The sequence below is a fragment of the Microbacterium sp. AZCO genome, from assembly GCF_039614715.1.
GTDB lineage: Bacteria > Actinomycetota > Actinomycetes > Actinomycetales > Microbacteriaceae > Microbacterium.
In genome coordinates, this window is record NZ_CP154857.1 from 211,426 (window position 1) to 228,244 (window position 16,819).

A 16,819-nucleotide genomic window follows, 5' to 3' on the forward strand; every position below is an offset into this window, starting at 1 on the left:
GGGTAGGGGTCCGCGCAGCGGGGGCAGGGGTCGGCGGAGCGGGGGTGGGGGTCCGCGCAGCGGGGGCAGGGGTCGGCGGAGCGGGGGTGGGGGTCCGCGCAGCGGGCGGGCGACCCCGGCACTAGCCTCCGAGCGCGGCCTCGATCGGCCCGCGGGCGAAGTAGACGACGAAGCCAGCCGCGACGACCCACAGGAGCGGGCTGATCTCCTTCGCCTTGCCCGAGAGCGACCGGATGACGACCCAAGAGATGAAGCCCGCGCCGATGCCGTTGGCGATCGAGTAGGTGAACGGCATGACCGTCACCGTGAGGAAGACGGGGATCAGCACCGAGAGGTCGCTGAGATCGACATGGCGGATCTGGGACATCATGAGCGCACCCACGATGACGAGCGCGGCGGAAGCGACCTCGGACGGCACGATCGTCGTGAGCGGGGTCAGGAACATGGCGAGGAGGAACAGCAGACCCGTCACGACGTTCGACAGGCCCGTGCGAGCCCCTTCGCCGATGCCGGAGGCGGACTCGACGAACACCGTGTTGGAGGACGACGACGTGAAGCCGCCCGCGATGGCGCCGACGCCCTCCACGACGAGCGCCGACCGGAGCCGCGGGAAATCGCCCTTCTCGTTCGCGAGATCCGCCTCGCGGGACAGGCCCGTCATTGTGCCCATCGCGTCGAAGAAGTTGGTGAAGACGAGGGTGAAGACGAGCATCGTGGCGGCCAGCCCGCCGATGCGGCCGAACGCCCCGAAGAGGTCGACCTGCCCGACGAGGCTCAGGTCGGGGATGCTCACCCAGCTGGAGGGAAGCGCGGGGACCGACAGCGACCACCCGCCCGCGTTGATGTCGCCGTCGGCGCCGACCTTCGGTCCGAGGTGCCAGATCGATTCGATGATCACGGCGGCGACGGTGCCCGCCACGAGCCCGATGAGCAGCGCGCCGCGCACGCGGAGCACCATGAGGATCGCGCAGAGGAGGAGCGTCAGGACGAACAGCAGCGTCGGGATCGTGGCGATCGACCCGTTGACGCCGAGGCCGACGGGCGGCGACGAGGCTCCCGTCGAGCTCACGAATCCGGCATCCACGAATCCGATGAAGGCGATGAACAGACCGATGCCGACCGTGATCGCCGTCTTCAGCGCGACCGGCACGGCATCGAAGATGAGGCGCCGCAGGCCGGTCGCGGCGAGGATCACGATGATGATGCCGTTGATCATCACGAGGCCCATGGCCTCGGGCCAGGTCACCTGACCGACGACGCTCACCGCGAGGAACGAGTTGATGCCGAGGCCCGCCGCGAACGCGAACGGGAGACGCGAGATGAGGCCGAACAGGATCGTCATGACGCCGGCCGTCAGCGCCGTCACGGCCGCGACCTGGGCGAAGCCGAGGCTGTCGCCCGCGACATCCGGACTGCTCGAGAGGATGATCGGGTTCAGGATGACGATGTACGCCATCGTCACGAAGGTGACGACACCGCCTCGCACCTCGGTGCCGCGGGTCGATCCGCGCCGCGTGATCTCGAAGAAGCGGTCGAGTGCTCCACGCTCCTCGACGACCTGTGTTCCGGGCGATGGTGCTGTGCTCACGGGCTGACCTCCGAGACGACGTTATCGGCACCGCGACCTGTTGCGGCGAAAGCCCGCGCGCGGGCGTGGCCGACCGGACTGCCCCGAAGCGCTGGGTAGGGTCGAAAGCCGGATGCACCGCCTCATCGTCGCCTTCCTTGCCGCCTTCGACGCCGCCATCGCGGTCGCCGCGGGGATCGCGGCGACCCTCGCCCCGCTGACCCTCGTCTGGGTCTTCGGTCTGGGCGACGGCGCCGATTGGGGTGCCCTCTGGCCGGCGAGCGCGGTCGTGTGGCAGCTCGGGCATCTCGTGCCCGTCGACCTGACGCTGCCCGGCGACTACCTCGCCGCGACCGGCATCTCCGAGTCGGCGGCATCCTTCACCCTCTCGCTCGCGCCGCTCGCGTATGCGGCGTTCACGGCGATCTTCGCCGCGCGCTCGGGCGCGCGCGCGTCGCGTGCCGACGCGTGGCTGACCGGCGTCCTCATGGGCGCCGGCGTCGTCGCGGTGCTGTCCGCGCTCATCGTGCTCACCTCGCACAACACGCTCGCGACGACGTCGCTGTGGCAGGGCATCCTCTTCCCGACGGTCCTCTTCGCGGGGCCGGCGCTCGCGGGGGCGGTGGTGACCGAGTGGCGCGAGGCCTCGGAGGGCGTCGTCGCACGCGTGCGCGACCGCGTCGAAGCGGGCGGGGAATGGGGCGCGGTGCCGGGCATCGCGGCCCGCGGGTCCGCCGCCGCCGTCGCGGGACTCGTGGGCGCCGGCGCTCTCGCGGTTGCGGTCGCGGTCGCGGTGCGTGCGGGCCAGATCGTCGCGCTGTATCAGGCGGGCAACCTCGACCTACTCGGCGTCGTCGTTGTGACCCTGGCTCAGCTGGCCTATCTTCCGACCCTCGTCGTGTGGGGCGTCTCCTTCATCGCCGGGCCGGGGTTCAGTCTCGGCACGGGGACGGCGGTCTCGCCGTCGGGCACGCAGCTCGGCGTGGTTCCCGGGGTGCCCGTGCTCGGCATGATCCCCGAGTCGACGTCGACGTGGCTGCTGCTCGTCGTGCTGCTGCCGATCGCGGTGGGGGCCTTCGCCGGCTGGATCGCCCGATCGCACCTGCTCCTGGCGGCGGGCATCGCTCCGCGGCCGCGCGGGCGGGTGAAGAAGATTCGGGATGCCGCGTCCGCCCCGGTTCGGGATGCCGCGCCCGCCGCGCCTGCCGCGCCGACCGTGTCGCTGGACGACGTGACCGATGCCTCCCGCAAGGCCGCCCTCGAGGCGCTGCTCGCGGCGGGCGGATCTCCGCGACCTGCGTCTGCCACGCCGCCCGTGACGACGGTCGTCGAGCCGTCGCGGCAACCGGAGCCGGAGCCGCGTCGCGAGGCCGCGCCGCACATCGTGGAGCCCTTCGCGCCCCGCCTCGTCGTCGCCGCGGTGATCGCCGTCGTGAGCGCGGGCGCGGCGGCGCTGCTGTCGCTGTTCGCCTCCGGCTCGCTCGGGCCCGATCGCCTGGCGCATGTCGGGCCGGAGCCCGGACCCGTCGCGCTCGCCGTGGGGGTCGAGGTGCTCGTCGGTGCGAGCATCCTGCTTCTCGTGAGCCGGCGCGATGAGGATCGGGATGCCGGTGCCCGCGCGGTGCCGGGTGCGGCATCCACGGCTCCGTCGCTGCCGGCGGTCGCACCCGTTGCTCCCCACGACGTCGCTCCCGTCGACGCTCCGCCCGTCCGCCCGGAGGCTCCGCCCGTTCTCCCGGAGGCTCCGCCCGTCCGCTCGGAGGCTCCGCCCGTTCTCCCGGAGGCTCCGCCCGTCCGCTCGGAGGCTCCGCCCGTCCGCTCGGAGGCTCCGCCTGTCCGCCCGGTCGAGGCCGCGGAGCCTGCACGGCCCGCGGAGGCGCCCGAGCCGGCCCGCCCGGCGGACCCCGTGCCGAGCGCGGACGCCCCCGTCGACCACGACGCCGAGACGGCTCCCATCGACCTGCCGACTCTGCCGATCGATCCTCCCGATGCACCGGACACGGCGGCCGGACGGCCGTCGGTAGACTAGGTCCGTGCTCACGGTCGCCGTCCTCATCTCGGGAACGGGGTCGAATCTGCGTGCTCTGCTCGACGCGGCCGCCGAGCCCGACTATCCCGCCCGCATCGTCGTCGTCGGCGCCGATCGCGAGGCCGAGGGCTTCCGGCACGCCGAGGACTTCGGCATCCCGACCTTCCTCGTGCCCTGGCGCGACTTCGACACGCGCGACGAGTGGGGCGCGGAGCTCGCGGCGCAGCTCGACGTCTGGAAGCCCGACCTCGTTGTACTGAGCGGGCTCATGCGGCTGCTCCCGCACGCCGTGGTCGAGGCCTGGGCGCCGCGCATCGTCAACACCCACCCCGCGTATCTGCCCGAGTTCCCCGGCGCGCACGCCGTGCGCGACGCGCTCGCCGCCGGCGTCGTGCAGACGGGTGCGAGCGTCATCGTCGTCGACGACGGCGTCGACACCGGCCCGGTCGTCGCGCAGGAGCGCGTGCCGGTCCTCCCCGGCGACGACGAGCACGCCCTCCACGACCGCATCAAGCCCGTCGAGCGGCGCCTGCTGATCGACGTCGTCCGGCGCATCGCGACCGGCGAGCTCGATCTCGCCTCGGCCGCCGCATCCGCCTCCACCCCCTCTTGACCCGCGGGCGCCCGCGCCCGCTCCCCCACGCACCCCAACCGAGGAGCTTCCGCATGGCCGGCCCCAGCCACGACCCGTCCCTCTACCGCGATCGCGACGTCGTCCCCGTCAAGCGCGCGCTCATCTCGGTCAGTGACAAGACCGATCTGCTGACGCTCGCCCAGGCGCTCGCCGGCGCCGGCGTCGAGATCGTGTCCACCGGCGGCTCGGCCTCGCTGCTGCGGGATGCCGGCATCTCCGTCGTCGACGTCGCCTCCGTGACGGGCTTCCCCGAGTCGCTCGACGGCCGCGTCAAGACCCTGCACCCGGGTGTGCACGCGGGCCTGCTCGCCGACCTGCGCCTCGAAGACCACGTGCAGCAGCTCGCGGAGCTGGGCATCGAGCCCTTCGAGCTCGTCGTCGTCAACCTCTACCCCTTCGTCGAGACCGTCGCGTCGGGCGCCCAGGGCAATGACGTCGTCGAGCAGATCGACATCGGCGGCCCGGCCATGGTGCGGGCATCGGCGAAGAACTTCGCCAACGTCGCCATCGTCGTCTCGCCGGAGTCCTACCCGGCGATCATCGACTCGCTCGGCTCGGGCGGCACGACGCTCGCGCAGCGCAAGGAACTGGCCGCGCGCGCCTTCACCCACACGGCGCAGTACGACCGTGCCGTCGCGACCTGGTTCGCCGAGGGCACGCTCAGCGAGTCGGAGGACCTGCCGCAGCACCTCACCATCAAGGCCGAGCGTCTCGCGACGCTGCGCTACGGCGAGAACTCGCACCAGCGCGCCGCGATCTACACCCGCGTCGGCGGACACGGGATCGCGCAGGCGACCCAGCTGCAGGGCAAGGAGATGTCGTACAACAACTACGTCGACGCCGACGCCGCCCTGCGCGCCGCGTTCGACATGGTCAAGCCCGCGGTCGCGATCATCAAGCACGCCAACCCGTGCGGCATCGCGGTCGCCGCTCCCAACGCCCTCGACCCCATCGCCTCGGCGCACCTGCGCGCACACGAGTGCGACCCCGTGTCGGCCTTCGGCGGCGTCATCGCCGCCAACCGCACGATCACGCTGAAGATGGCCGAGAACCTCCGCGACATCTTCACCGAGGTGATCATCGCGCCCGACTTCGAGCCCGAGGCTCTCGAGGTCTTCAAGCTCAAGAAGAACCTCCGGGTCCTTCAGCTGCCCGCCGACTGGCGCGAGGAGCCCATGGACGTCCGGCTCGTCTCGGGCGGACTCCTGCTCCAGGACGCCGACCGGTTCCCCGACGACATCGAGTCGGTCGCGAAGGACTGGCAGCTCGTCTCGGGGGAGCGTCCCGCCGACGACGACATGGAGAACCTCATCTTCGCGTGGAAGGCGTGCCGCGCCGTCAAGTCGAACGCCATCGTCCTGGCGAAGAACTCCGCGACGGTCGGCATCGGCATGGGCCAGGTCAACCGCGTCGACTCGTGCCGCCTCGCGGTCGAGCGCGCCGGCGACCGCGCGGCGGGTTCGGTCGCGGCATCCGATGCCTTCTTCCCGTTCGCCGACGGACCGCAGGTGCTGCTCCAGGCCGGCATCTCGGCGATCGTGCAGCCGGGCGGCTCGGTGCGCGACTCGGAGGTCATCGAGGCGGCCCGCGATGCCGGCGTCACGATGTTCTTCACGGGCGAGCGCCACTTCTTCCACTGAGCGGCTGACCTCCGAGGTGAAGAAGACCTCCATGGCCGATGCCGTCGAACAGTGGCGCGATTACCTGACGTCGGGTCGGTCGTTCGCCGTGTCGGCCGACCGCTCGATCACCGAGGCCAAGCTGCGCGCGAACCGCACCGGGATCATCTTCGCGGCGGCGCTCGCCGCCCTCGTGCTCGCCGGCTTCATCCTGCTGCTCGTCACCGACGCCGGGCGCCTGGTCACCTACCTGCTCGTGGGTCTGTTCGTGATCTCGCTGCTCGTCGTCCTGCTGCGCCTCGTCGGCGTACGCAAGCGGCTGCGCGCTTGTGCGTCGGCGGCGGATCCTCTGGTCATCGTGACCGCGGAGTCGCTGACGTTCTCGGGCGTGCCGCCGATCCTCTGGCGTGACGTCCTCGGGGTCGCCGCATCGGACCTCGTGGACGACTATGCCGCTGCCGTCGGCGTCAACCGGTGGCTGAAGCGCGCGGCGGTCCGCACGGGGGGCGCGATGATCGGACTCACTATGGGACTGGAGCGCGCCAAAGCGTACAAGGCCGGCGCGACCGGGGGACTCGCCCACGACCTCGTCGCGGTGACCGACGGCAACGGCGGTATAAGTGTGTTCCTGGACAACGCGATGTCGATCGACCAGGCACGGCAGGTCGTCACGGCGATCAAGGTCGCCGCGTGGCTCAACGGCGTCGGCTTCCTCGCCGCCAACCAGGCGAAAGACGGCGCCGAGATCGCCGCCAAGTGGCTCAAGGGCGAGCGGACGCCGCGCGCCTGACGCATGCACAGGGTGTCCGCGGCTCGGTGGGATGGTGTGTTACGAAGAAGAGGCGAACGTCTTCAACGGCGACGGCCGGCGCCCCACTCGGAGGATCCACCGCGATGTGGGTCGAGGCGGTCAGCGTCTACGGCTCGACGGAGCGCGAACTTCTGCTCGGGCGCGGCCTCGAGTGGCTGGCGACCCGATCGGTCCTGGTCGACGGCAGATGGCATGTGTTCGGAGAGGTGGTCGACTGATGTCGCGCGAGGGCGATGTGACCGGGCGTCGAGTCAGCGGCCCCGCGAGGTACGACTTCGGCGCCCGGGGGCCGGTGTTCGCCGCGGCCGTCACGCGGGACGGCGAGGTCGTCGCGTTCCTCTTCCACGGAGATGAGGACGAGCCCGACGCAGCGGGACTGATGGCGGCCCCCGGAGCGGGCTTCGAGCCGACGGGGTCGGGATACTGGCTCGGTGAGCTGGCGCGGCTGTGCGAGTCGGGTGTGCCCGCGGCCGAGGCGGTGCAGGGTCTTCTCGAAACGAGCGGACCTCCCGTCGCCGGCACGGTGGGCACGGAACTGCGGCGTTACTCGGGCAAGCACGAGCTCAAGGCCATGCTCGATCCGAAGAGGATGGCGGCGGATCGAGCCGTCCGCGACAGTCGCACGGTCCCGCTCCGTGATCGTGTCGACGCCGCACTCCGCGGCGAGACGCCCGCCACGAAAGACGTTCTCGGCCAGATCGAACGGCTGGATGCCGCTCTCGCCGTGAAGCCGACTCCTGACGCGGTGGTCGTCACGCTCACACCCCCGGCCGCGGTGATTCCGGAGGATCTCGCGCCCGGGATGCGGGTGTTCGAGCCGAGCTTCCTCACGACGTACCTGACGAGTTCGCCCGAGGCCCTCCCGACTGTTCGGCGACTCGTCCTCCTCCGCGTCCCGGCCGGAGTGCCCGCCCTGTTCACCGAGGCTTCGGTCCCCGGTGGTCCCGGGGTTCTCCTTCTCGGCCGAGGCATCGAATGGGAGGTGCTCCGCGTGCTTGCCGGCGGGCGCCAGGAGATCATCACGGCGAAGGTCGTCGATCGGCGACCCGGCCCGCTCGCCGAGGTGTGAGCCCTCGCCGCCGTGTCCGATTTCCGCCAGCCGATGTCGGAAGGGCGTGACAGGCTGAAGGCATGAGCACCCCGGCCATGTCGTTCGACGAGCGGTACCGCGTCATCCAGTCGCGCGATCCGCGCTTCGACGGCCAGTTCGTCACGGCCGTGCGCTCGACCGGCATCTATTGCCGGCCCAGCTGTCCGGCGCGCACTCCGAAGGAGTCGAACGTCACGTTCTATGCGACGAGCGCCGCGGCTCACGAGGCCGGCTACCGGGCGTGCAAGCGCTGTCTTCCCGAAGCCGCGCCGGGATCACCCGCATGGAATCTCAGGGGCGACACGACGGCCCGAGCCATGCGCCTCATCGCCGACGGCGTCGTCGAGCGCGAGGGCGTGCCGGGTCTCGCGCGCCGGCTGGGGTACTCGCCGCGCCACCTCACGCGGCTGCTCACCGCAGAGCTCGGCGCAGGCCCCCTCGCCCTCAGCCGCGCACATCGCGCGCACACCGCCCGCATGCTGCTCGTCGGCACCGAGCTCCCCGCCTCCGACGTCGCCTTCTCGGCCGGGTTCGCGAGCGTCCGCCAGTTCAACGACACCGTCCGCGAGGTGTTCGGGATGCCGCCGCTCGAGCTGCGCGCCCGCCGGCGGCTGCCGGGCCGCGCCTCGGGCGTGGAGGCGGCCGCCCCCGGGTCGATCGACCTCGTGCTCCCGCATCGCGGACCGTTCGACGCGGAAGGCCTCTTCGCCTGGATGGCGGCCCGAGCGATCCCCGGCGTGGAGGCGGCGACCCCGACGTCGTTCTCCCGCGTCCTGCGCCTGCCCGGCGGCCCCGCCTGGTTCGAGCTGCGTCTCGACGAGGTCGGCCGCATCCGGCTGCGCGCACGCCTCTCGGCGCTCCGCGACCTGCCAGCTCTGGTCTCCCGTGCACGAAGGCTGTTCGACCTCGACGCCGATCCGGTCGCCGTCGACGAGGCGCTCGCATCGCATCCCGAGCTGGCGCCGCTCGTCGCGCGGGTGCCCGGCATCCGGGTGCCGGGCGCCATCGACCCGCACGAGATGCTGATCCGCGCGATGGTCGGCCAGCAGATCACGGTGACGGCCGCGCGCACGGCGCTGACGGCGCTCACCGAGGCGCTCGGCGACCCCGTCGAGGGATTCGAAGGCGCACGACTGCTCTTCCCCTCGATGGCCGTCATCGCCGAACGCGGGCACGAGGTGCTGCGCGGGCCCGCAGCGCGGACCAGAGCCCTCATCGGCGCGGCTGCGGCGCTCGCCGACGGCAGCCTCACGCTCACCACCGGCGACGACGGCCCCGAGCAGCGAGCCGCCCTCCTCGCGATGCCCGGCATCGGTCCGTGGACCGCCGACTACGTGCGCATGCGCGTGCTCGGCGACCCCGACGTCCTCCTGCCCGGCGACGTCGCGGCGCGAGCCGGCGCCGCAGCATCCGGGATCCCGTCCGATGCGGCGGGTCTCACCGCCTGGGCCACGCGCACAGCGCCGTGGCGCAGCTACCTCACGGCGCACCTCTGGCGCGCCGCCCCCACGACGCGCACCCGACGCACCTCGACGAAGGAGAAGCCATGAGCACCGCGATGATCCAGACGATCGACACCCCCGACGGCGCCTTCACGATCGTCGCCGACGAGCGCGGGCGCGTGCTCGCCTCCGGCTGGACGGCTGACGCCGACTCCGCGCTCGCCCGCATCCCGCTTCGGCAGCGTCCGACGGACGTCGCGATGGGGGAGACGGATGCCGCGGCCGCCGCCCGCGCGTACTACGACGGTGATCTCGCGGCGATCGACACCGTCGAGGTCGTGCAGACGGGAACCTCGATGCAGCTGGCGGGGTGGGCGGCCCTGAGGTCGATCACTCCCGGAACGCCGCTGTCGTACGCCGAGTTCGCCGCGGCCCTCGGGCAGCCCAGTGCGGTCCGAGCTGCGGCCTCGATCTGCGCGCGCAACGCGCCTGCCCTCTTCGTGCCGTGCCACCGCGTGCTGCGATCGGACGGTTCGCTCGGCGGATTCGCCTGGGGCCTCGACGTCAAGCGCTCTCTGCTCGCCCGCGAGGCCGCCTAACCTCTCGCGAAATCGATCCTTGCATTCAGCGGACTCTCAGGTTTAGGCTGGTGGGCTGTCGCGCGTCCGCGCGGCATCCGCGATCCGAGGAGGAAGCCATGTACCAGGCCGTCGTCGCACACGAGCCCGTCGCCTTCCTCCCGGTTTCGGCCACCCCGGCTCACAAGCGCCGCACCGGCGTCGAAGTCGCGCACCACTGATCAGTGTCGCGGGTGAGGCATAGCCCCTGACCCGCCAGCGTTCCTCTCGACAAGACCGGTTCACCGGCCCTCCTGTGCGCTTTCGCGCCTCCCTCGCTGTCCCGCCGCGACGCCGCGGCATCCGTCACCCCGCAAGGATCATGACTTCCACGCCTTCCCCCACCCACCTCTCGACGCCGCGTGCGCTCGCGAGGCTGCTGCCGTTCGCGAAGCCCGTGCTGCCGAGGCTCATCCTCGGCGCCGTCAGCGCGCTTGCGGCGAGCCTCGTCGCGCTCAGCATCCCGCTCGTCCTCGAAGCCGTCGTCGGCGGCCCCGTCGCGTCCGGCGACATGGCGCAGATCCTCTGGGGCTGCGCGCTCGTCCTCGCCCTCGGCCTCGCCGAGGCGGGTCTCATCTGGGCGCGGCGATGGTTCGTCCTGACCCCTGCCACGACCGTCGAATACGAGCTGCGCACCGGGTTCTACGAGCGTCTGCAGCGGCTGCCGGTCGCCTTCCACGACCGCTGGCAGTCGGGCCAGCTGCTCAGCCGCATGATGCAGGATCTGAGCCTGATCCGTCGCTGGGTGGCCTTCGGCCTCATCATGCTGCTCGTCAACGTGCTGACGATCGCCGTCGGCTCGCTCATCCTCTTCCGCTGGCACTGGGCGCTCGGCACGACGTTCCTCGTGTGCTCGCTGCCGCTCTGGTACGCCGGCTACCGCTTCGAGAAGCGCTACGGCGCGCTCACGCGGCAGAGCCAGGATCAGGCGGGCGACCTCGCCACGGCCGTGGAGGAGAGCGTGCACGGCATCCGCGTGCTCAAGGCCTTCGGCCGCGGCAAGCACGCGCTGCGGAAGTTCGTCAGCCAGGCTGAGACCCTGCGGGAGACCGAGCTCGGCAAGGCGCGCGCCGTCGGCCTCATCTGGTTCTGGCTCGTGCTGCTGCCCGACATCGCGTTCGCCCTGTGCCTCGCGGTGGGGATCGTGCTCAATGTCACGGGTCAGCTCTCCGTGCCCGAGCTCTTCGCCTTCTTCGCCATGGCGACGGTGCTGCGCTGGCCGATGGAGTCGATCGGCTTCCTCTTCTCCTTCCTGCTCGACACGCGCACCGCGACCGACCGCATCTTCGAGGTGTTCGACGAGCAGAACACGATCATCGACCCCGAGCGCCCCGACACGATCCGGGCGCCCCGCGGCGAGCTCGTCTTCGAGGAGGTGCACTTCCGCTACCAGGATGCGCCGGCGACCCAGCGCGACCTGCTCGACGGCGTCGACCTGGTCCTGAGGCCGGGCGAGACGATGGCGCTCGTGGGTCTCACGGGGTCGGGCAAGACGACCCTGACCACCCTTCCCACGCGCCTTTACGACGTCACCGCGGGCCGCGTCCTGCTCGACGGCGTGGACGTCCGCGACCTGACGCTCGCCGAGCTCCGCACGCACATCTCGATGGCCTTCGAGGACGCGACGCTCTTCTCCTCGTCGGTGCGCGAGAACGTGCTGCTCGGGCGTGCCGACCTCGACGCGAACAGTCCTGAAGGCGAAGCGGTGCTCGACGAGGCCCTGGGCGTGGCCCAGGCGTCGTTCGTCCACGACCTTCCGGACGGCGTCGACACCATCATCGGCGAGGAGGGCCTCTCGCTCTCGGGCGGCCAGCGTCAGCGCCTCGCGCTTGCGCGGGCGGTCGCGGCGAAGCCGGCGGTGCTCGTGCTCGACGACCCGCTGTCCGCGCTCGACGTCGACACCGAAGCGCTCGTGGAAGAGGCGCTCCGCCGAGTGCTCGCCGACACGACGGCGCTCATCGTCGCGCATCGCCCGTCCACCGTCGCCCTGGCCGACCGCGTCGCCCTCCTCGAGGGCGGCCGCGTGACAGCCGTGGGCACCCACTCCGACCTGCTCCGCACCAGTGAGCACTACCGACACGTGATCTCGAGTCTCGAGGTCGAAGAGGCCCGGCTCCGTGGGCTTCAGGAGCCCCAGGAAGCGAAGGAGGTGGCCCGATGAGCACCGCGACCGTCAACGGAACGACGGGCGAAGACCGCTCCGACTACACCCGCGAGGAGAGCCGGCAGATCCGGCGCCGCTCCCTGCGCCTGCTCGGCTCGCTTGTGAGCCCGCTGCGCTGGCAGCTCGTGCTCGCCGCCGCGGTGATCATCGCCTCGACGATCCTCCGCGTCATCGGCCCCGCCCTGATCGCCTACGGCATCGACACGGCGCTTCCCGCCGTGGTGCAGGAGGCGAACTGGATGCCGACGATCATGGTCGTCGCCGTCTACCTCGCCTCCGCGCTCGGCGGCGCGGCCCTCATCGGGTGGTACGTCGTCGTGGCGGCGCGCCTCACGCAGGCGGTCATGCTCGAGCTGCGCAAGCGCATCTTCCTGCACACGCAGCGGCTGAGCCTCGAGTTCCACGAGTCGTACACGTCGGGCCGCATCATCTCGCGCCAGACGAGCGACCTCGACTCGATCCGCGAGCTGCTCGACGGCGGACTCAACGAGCTCGTGTCCGGGATCCTGTACGGCGGGTTCACGCTCATCATGCTGTTCCTCATCGACTGGCAGTCCGGTGCGGTGCTGTTCGTGATGGGCATCCCGATGCTGCTGCTCATGCGCTGGTTCTATCTGCGTTCGCAGGTCGCCTACCGCGAGTCGCGGGTCGTGAGCGCGAAGGTCATCGTGCACTTCGTCGAGACGATGACGGGCATCCGCGCGGTCAAGGCGTTCCGCAAGGAGCCCCGCAACGACGACCGCTTCGGCGAGCTCGCCGGCCAGTACCGCGACGTCAACCTCCGGACCATCCGGATCTTCGGCACGTTCGAACCGGGTCTCATCGCGATCTCCGCGCTGTCGCTCGCGCTCGTCCTCCTGTGGGGCGGCTACCGCGTCTCGACGGGTGCGCTCGAAGTCGGCGTGCTCCTGGCGGCGGTGCTCTACGTCCGCAACTTCTTCTCGCCGATGCAGGAGGTCGCGTTCTTCCTGAACTCGTACCAGTCCGCGACGGCGGCGCTCGAGAAGGTGTCGGGCGTGCTGGAGGAGGAGCCGACGGTTCCCGACCCCGTCAAGCCGGTCGACCTCTGGAGCGCCCGCGGGCACGTGCGCTTCGACGGAGTGACGTTCGGGTACAACGGCGAGCGGACGGTGCTGCCGGACTTCACGCTCGACATCCCGGCCGGTCAGACGATCGCTCTGGTCGGCACGACGGGTGCCGGCAAGTCGACGCTCGCCAAGCTCGTGTCGCGGTTCTACGACCCCACGGTCGGTCGCGTGACGCTCGACGGCGTCGACCTGCGCTCGCTGCACCCGAAGGATCTGCGCCGCGCCATCGTCATGGTGACGCAGGAGGCGTACCTGTTCAGCGGCTCGGTCGCCGACAACATCGCGCTCGGCAAGCCGGACGCGACGCTCGACGAGATCAAGGCCGCCGCACGCGCGGTCGGCGCGGACGCCTTCATCGAGGAGCTGCCCGACGGCTACGGCACCGACGTCAACAAGCGCGGCGGCCGCGTCTCCGCCGGGCAGCGGCAGCTGATCTCGTTCGCACGGGCGTTCCTCGCCGACCCCGCGGTGCTCATCCTCGACGAGGCGACCGCCTCGCTCGACATCCCGAGCGAGCGGCTCATCCAGGACGCCCTCCAGACGCTCCTGGCCGACCGCACCGCGATCATCATCGCCCACCGCCTCTCGACGGTCGCGATCGCCGACCGCGTGCTCGTCATGGAGTACGGCCGCATCATCGAGGACGACACCCCCGAGGCCCTCATCGAGGGCACGGGCAAGTTCGCCCAGCTGCACGCCGCCTGGCGCGAATCGCTGGTCTGACTCCTCAGACGATGGATGCCGCCCCCGCGCCCTGCGCCGGGTGGCGGCATCCGTCGTCATGGGTGCCGGGCACGCCGCGAAGTCGGAGATCACCGCGGCGTCGGACCGATCCGGGCGGGCGCCTCCTGCGCTGTGCGGATCTCCGACGAACCGGCGCCCAGGGACGAGCGCGCGCCGAAGAACCGGGGACTTAGAGCCGCAGCTCCGCGATGACCTCGCCGTACTCGGTCTCGCCGACGGCCGTGAAGCCGACGCGCTGGAAGAACGCCTCGGGGCCGCCCTCGCCGGCTTCGTAGATGACGTCGACGTGGTCCTTGCCGCGCGTGCGCGCCTCTTCGAGGAGCTTCTCGACGGCGAAGCGGCCGACGCCGCGACCCTGGTCGTCGGCGTCGACGTTGATGCGCCACAGCACGGAGCGGAAGTGCTCCTCGGGCGCGTCGTCGTCGAAGTTGGCGCTGACGAAACCGACCACCTCGTCGCCGTCGAGCACGACGCGCTGCCACGCGGTCGCGGGGTTCGCGACGGCGCCGGCCACGGCGTAGGAGATAGGCGCCAGGAACTGCTCCTGGCCCGGCTTGAGGGACAGGTTGTTGACGGCCACGATCGTGCTCGCGGACAGTTCCACCAGTCGCAGGTCACCCATAGCGCACAGGTTAGCCGTAACCGGCGGCATCCGGCACGCCCGAGTCGTCCGGTGACGGGGAGATATCTCGATGTCAAGATAGTTTTCCGGTTGCGATAGTCTGGTTCGGCATCCCGAAGGAGACCCCTGACGTGACCGATTCGACCATCATCTACACGCACACGGACGAGGCCCCCGCGCTCGCGACCGCGTCGTTCCTGCCGATCATCCAGGCCGTCACGCGCCCGGCCGACGTCACCGTCGAGACCCGCGACATCTCGCTCGCCGGTCGCGTCCTCGCGGCGTTCCCGCAGAACCTCACGCCCGACCAGCAGGTCGGCGACGCCCTCGCCGAGCTCGGCGGTCTCGCGACGCTGCCCGAGGCGAACATCATCAAGCTTCCCAACATCTCGGCGTCGATCCCGCAGCTCAAGGCCGCCATCGCCGAGCTGCAGGCGCAGGGCTACGACATCCCCGACTACCCGGACGAGCCGGACTCGGTCGAGCAGAAGGACACCCGCGCGCGCTACGACCGCATCAAGGGCTCGGCCGTCAACCCCGTGCTGCGCGAGGGCAACAGCGACCGCCGTGCGCCGCTCGCGGTCAAGGGCTACGCGCGCAAGCACCCGCACCGCAACAAGGCCTTCGGCGAGGGCTCGAAGACGCGCGTCGCGACGCTCGGCCACGACGACTTCAAGTCGAACGAGAAGACGACCGTCATCCCGAGCGACGACGTCCTCGCGATCCGGTTCGTGTCCGCCGACGGCACGACGACCGACCTCAAGACCGGCATCAAGGTGCTTCCCGGCGAGATCGTCGACGCGACCTTCCTGTCGGCGCAGGCTCTCGACGCCTTCCTCGCCGAGACGCTCGAGACGGCGAAGGCCGACGACGTGCTCTACTCGGTGCACCTCAAGGCCACGATGATGAAGGTCAGCGACCCGATCATCTTCGGCCACGTCGTGAAGGCGTACTTCGCCGACGTCTTCGACCGCTACGGCGACAAGATCGCCGAGGCCGGCCTCACCCCCAACGACGGGCTCGGCGCCATCCTCAGCGGCCTCACCTCCGTCGACGGCGGCGACGAGATCGCGGCCGCGATCACGGCCGACCTCGCGAAGGGCCCGCGCCTCTCGTACGTGAACTCCGACAAGGGCATCACCAATCTTCACGTCCCGTCGGATGTCATCGTGGATGCCTCCATGCCGGCGCTCATCCGCAACGGCGGCAAGCTGTGGGGCGTCGACGGCGGGGAGGACGACACGCTCGCCGTCATCCCGGACTCGTCCTACGCGAGCGTCTACCAGACGGTCATCGACGACGTGAAGGCGCACGGCGCGCTCGACCCCGCGACGATCGGCACCGTCCCCAACGTCGGCCTCATGGCGCAGGCGGCCGAGGAGTACGGCAGCCACGACAAGACGTTCGAGATCTCGGCCGCCGGATCGGTCCAGCTCGTCAACCGGGCGGGCGACGTGCTGCTCGAGCACGCGGTCGCTCCGGGTGACGTGTGGCGCGCGACTCAGACGAAGGACATCGCGATCCGCGACTGGGTGAAGCTCGCCGTGACCCGCGCCCGCGCGACGGGGGCTCCCGCCGTCTTCTGGCTCGACGAGAGCCGCTCCCACGACGCCGCACTCATCGCGAAGGTGCACGAGTACCTCGCCGAGCACGACACCTCGGGCCTGACGATCGAGATCCTCGCTCCGGCCGCGGCGACGCAGTACTCGCTCGACCGCCTCCGCGAGGGCGAGGACACCATCTCGGTCACTGGCAACGTCCTGCGCGACTACCTGACCGACCTGTTCCCGATCCTCGAGGTCGGGACGAGCGCCAAGATGCTGAGCATCGTCCCGCTCCTCGCCGGCGGCGGTCTCTTCGAGACCGGCGCGGGCGGATCGGCGCCGAAGCACGTGCAGCAGCTCCTCGAGGAGAACTACCTGCGCTGGGACTCGCTCGGCGAGTTCTTCGCGCTCGCGGCCTCGCTCGAGCACCTCGCCGACTTCACCGGCAACGTCAAGGCGCAGGTGCTGGCCGACACGCTGGATGCCGCGACCGGGACGTTCCTCGAGAACGACAAGTCGCCCGGCCGCGCCCTGGGCACGATCGACAACCGCGGCAGCCACTTCTACCTCGCGCTGTACTGGGTGCAGGAGCTCGCGAAGCAGCAGGCCGACCCCGAGCTGGCCGCCGTCTTCGCGCCGATCGCCGAGGCGCTCGCGGCGCAGGAGCAGACGATCGTCGACGAGCTCCTCGCGGTGCAGGGCTCACCGGTCGACATCGGCGGCTACTACCACCCCGACGCCGAGCTCGTGACGGCGGTGATGCGCCCGTCGGCGACCTTCAACGAGGTCATCGACCAGCTGGGCTGAGTCGCAGAGACATCGAAGGAGAGTGGATGCCCCGCCCGGGG

The 16,819-nt window shown here is 71.0% G+C and carries 13 protein-coding genes; 11 read left to right on the forward strand and 2 right to left on the reverse strand.

Annotated elements, in window-relative coordinates:
- Positions 1 to 121: 121 nt before the first annotated feature.
- Positions 122 to 1,588 (reverse strand): NCS2 family permease, encoded by a 1,467-nt coding sequence (locus AAIB33_RS01005; RefSeq protein WP_345801709.1) that lies wholly within the window; start codon positions 1,586 to 1,588, stop codon positions 122 to 124.
- 112 nt (positions 1,589 to 1,700) lie between these two features.
- On the opposite strand from AAIB33_RS01005, the gene AAIB33_RS01010 reads away from it, so the two are divergent.
- From AAIB33_RS01010 to AAIB33_RS01055, 10 genes are all read left to right on the forward strand, one after another.
- Positions 1,701 to 3,596: a DUF6350 family protein gene (locus AAIB33_RS01010; RefSeq protein ID WP_345801710.1), complete on the forward strand. Its 1,896-nt coding sequence runs from the start codon at positions 1,701 to 1,703 to the stop codon at positions 3,594 to 3,596.
- A gap of 4 nt (positions 3,597 to 3,600) precedes the next feature.
- Positions 3,601 to 4,209 (forward strand): phosphoribosylglycinamide formyltransferase, encoded by a 609-nt coding sequence (gene purN / locus AAIB33_RS01015; RefSeq protein WP_345801711.1) that lies wholly within the window; start codon positions 3,601 to 3,603, stop codon positions 4,207 to 4,209.
- 53 nt (positions 4,210 to 4,262) lie between these two features.
- Positions 4,263 to 5,870, forward strand: coding sequence for a bifunctional phosphoribosylaminoimidazolecarboxamide formyltransferase/IMP cyclohydrolase (gene purH, locus AAIB33_RS01020; RefSeq protein WP_345801712.1), 1,608 nt, complete (start codon positions 4,263 to 4,265; stop codon positions 5,868 to 5,870).
- A 31-nt stretch (positions 5,871 to 5,901) separates the two neighbouring features.
- Positions 5,902 to 6,639, forward strand: a complete 738-nt coding sequence (locus tag AAIB33_RS01025; protein WP_345801713.1) for a hypothetical protein — start codon at positions 5,902 to 5,904, stop codon at positions 6,637 to 6,639.
- A gap of 104 nt (positions 6,640 to 6,743) precedes the next feature.
- Complete coding sequence (locus tag AAIB33_RS01030; protein WP_345801714.1) at positions 6,744 to 6,878, forward strand: hypothetical protein; 135 nt, start codon at positions 6,744 to 6,746, stop codon at positions 6,876 to 6,878.
- Complete coding sequence (locus tag AAIB33_RS01035; RefSeq protein ID WP_345801715.1) at positions 6,878 to 7,729, forward strand: hypothetical protein; 852 nt, start codon at positions 6,878 to 6,880, stop codon at positions 7,727 to 7,729. The genes AAIB33_RS01030 and AAIB33_RS01035 overlap by 1 nt, the downstream gene beginning before the upstream one ends.
- Positions 7,730 to 7,791: 62 nt before the next feature.
- Positions 7,792 to 9,300, forward strand: coding sequence for an AlkA N-terminal domain-containing protein (locus tag AAIB33_RS01040; protein WP_345801716.1), 1,509 nt, complete (start codon positions 7,792 to 7,794; stop codon positions 9,298 to 9,300).
- On the forward strand, positions 9,297 to 9,791 hold the full coding sequence (locus AAIB33_RS01045; protein ID WP_345801717.1) for a methylated-DNA--[protein]-cysteine S-methyltransferase: 495 nt from the start codon (positions 9,297 to 9,299) through the stop codon (positions 9,789 to 9,791). Before AAIB33_RS01040 ends, AAIB33_RS01045 begins: the two co-directional genes overlap by 4 nt.
- Positions 9,792 to 10,131: 340 nt before the next feature.
- Complete coding sequence (locus AAIB33_RS01050; RefSeq protein ID WP_345801718.1) at positions 10,132 to 11,970, forward strand: ABC transporter ATP-binding protein; 1,839 nt, start codon at positions 10,132 to 10,134, stop codon at positions 11,968 to 11,970.
- Positions 11,967 to 13,784 carry an ABC transporter ATP-binding protein gene (locus tag AAIB33_RS01055; protein WP_345801719.1) on the forward strand — a complete coding sequence of 606 codons (1,818 nt, stop codon included), beginning with the start codon at positions 11,967 to 11,969 and terminating at the stop codon, positions 13,782 to 13,784. The genes AAIB33_RS01050 and AAIB33_RS01055 overlap by 4 nt, the downstream gene beginning before the upstream one ends.
- 190 nt (positions 13,785 to 13,974) lie before the next feature.
- On the opposite strand, the gene AAIB33_RS01060 is transcribed toward AAIB33_RS01055, so the two are convergent.
- The gene (locus AAIB33_RS01060) at positions 13,975 to 14,427 is read right to left on the reverse strand and encodes a GNAT family N-acetyltransferase (protein ID WP_345801720.1); all 453 of its coding nucleotides are present in this window, start codon (positions 14,425 to 14,427) and stop codon (positions 13,975 to 13,977) included.
- A gap of 131 nt (positions 14,428 to 14,558) precedes the next feature.
- On the opposite strand from AAIB33_RS01060, the gene AAIB33_RS01065 reads away from it, so the two are divergent.
- Positions 14,559 to 16,778 carry an NADP-dependent isocitrate dehydrogenase gene (locus AAIB33_RS01065; RefSeq protein WP_345801721.1) on the forward strand — a complete coding sequence of 740 codons (2,220 nt, stop codon included), beginning with the start codon at positions 14,559 to 14,561 and terminating at the stop codon, positions 16,776 to 16,778.
- Positions 16,779 to 16,819 lie beyond the last annotated feature (41 nt).

Bases quoted from the DNA above. Each gene is read 5' to 3' on its own strand.
- AAIB33_RS01010 (WP_345801710.1), top strand. From the start codon at position 1,701: ATGCACCGCCTCATCGTCGCCTTCCTTGCCGCCTTCGACGCCGCCATC.
- purH (WP_345801712.1), top strand. From the start codon at position 4,263: ATGGCCGGCCCCAGCCACGACCCGTCCCTCTACCGCGATCGCGACGTC.
- AAIB33_RS01025 (WP_345801713.1), top strand. From the start codon at position 5,902: ATGGCCGATGCCGTCGAACAGTGGCGCGATTACCTGACGTCGGGTCGG.
- AAIB33_RS01030 (WP_345801714.1), top strand. From the start codon at position 6,744: ATGTGGGTCGAGGCGGTCAGCGTCTACGGCTCGACGGAGCGCGAACTT.
- AAIB33_RS01035 (WP_345801715.1), top strand. From the start codon at position 6,878: ATGTCGCGCGAGGGCGATGTGACCGGGCGTCGAGTCAGCGGCCCCGCG.
- AAIB33_RS01040 (WP_345801716.1), top strand. From the start codon at position 7,792: ATGAGCACCCCGGCCATGTCGTTCGACGAGCGGTACCGCGTCATCCAG.
- AAIB33_RS01045 (WP_345801717.1), top strand. From the start codon at position 9,297: ATGAGCACCGCGATGATCCAGACGATCGACACCCCCGACGGCGCCTTC.
- AAIB33_RS01050 (WP_345801718.1), top strand. From the start codon at position 10,132: ATGACTTCCACGCCTTCCCCCACCCACCTCTCGACGCCGCGTGCGCTC.
- AAIB33_RS01055 (WP_345801719.1), top strand. From the start codon at position 11,967: ATGAGCACCGCGACCGTCAACGGAACGACGGGCGAAGACCGCTCCGAC.
- AAIB33_RS01060 (WP_345801720.1), bottom strand. From the start codon at position 14,427: ATGGGTGACCTGCGACTGGTGGAACTGTCCGCGAGCACGATCGTGGCC.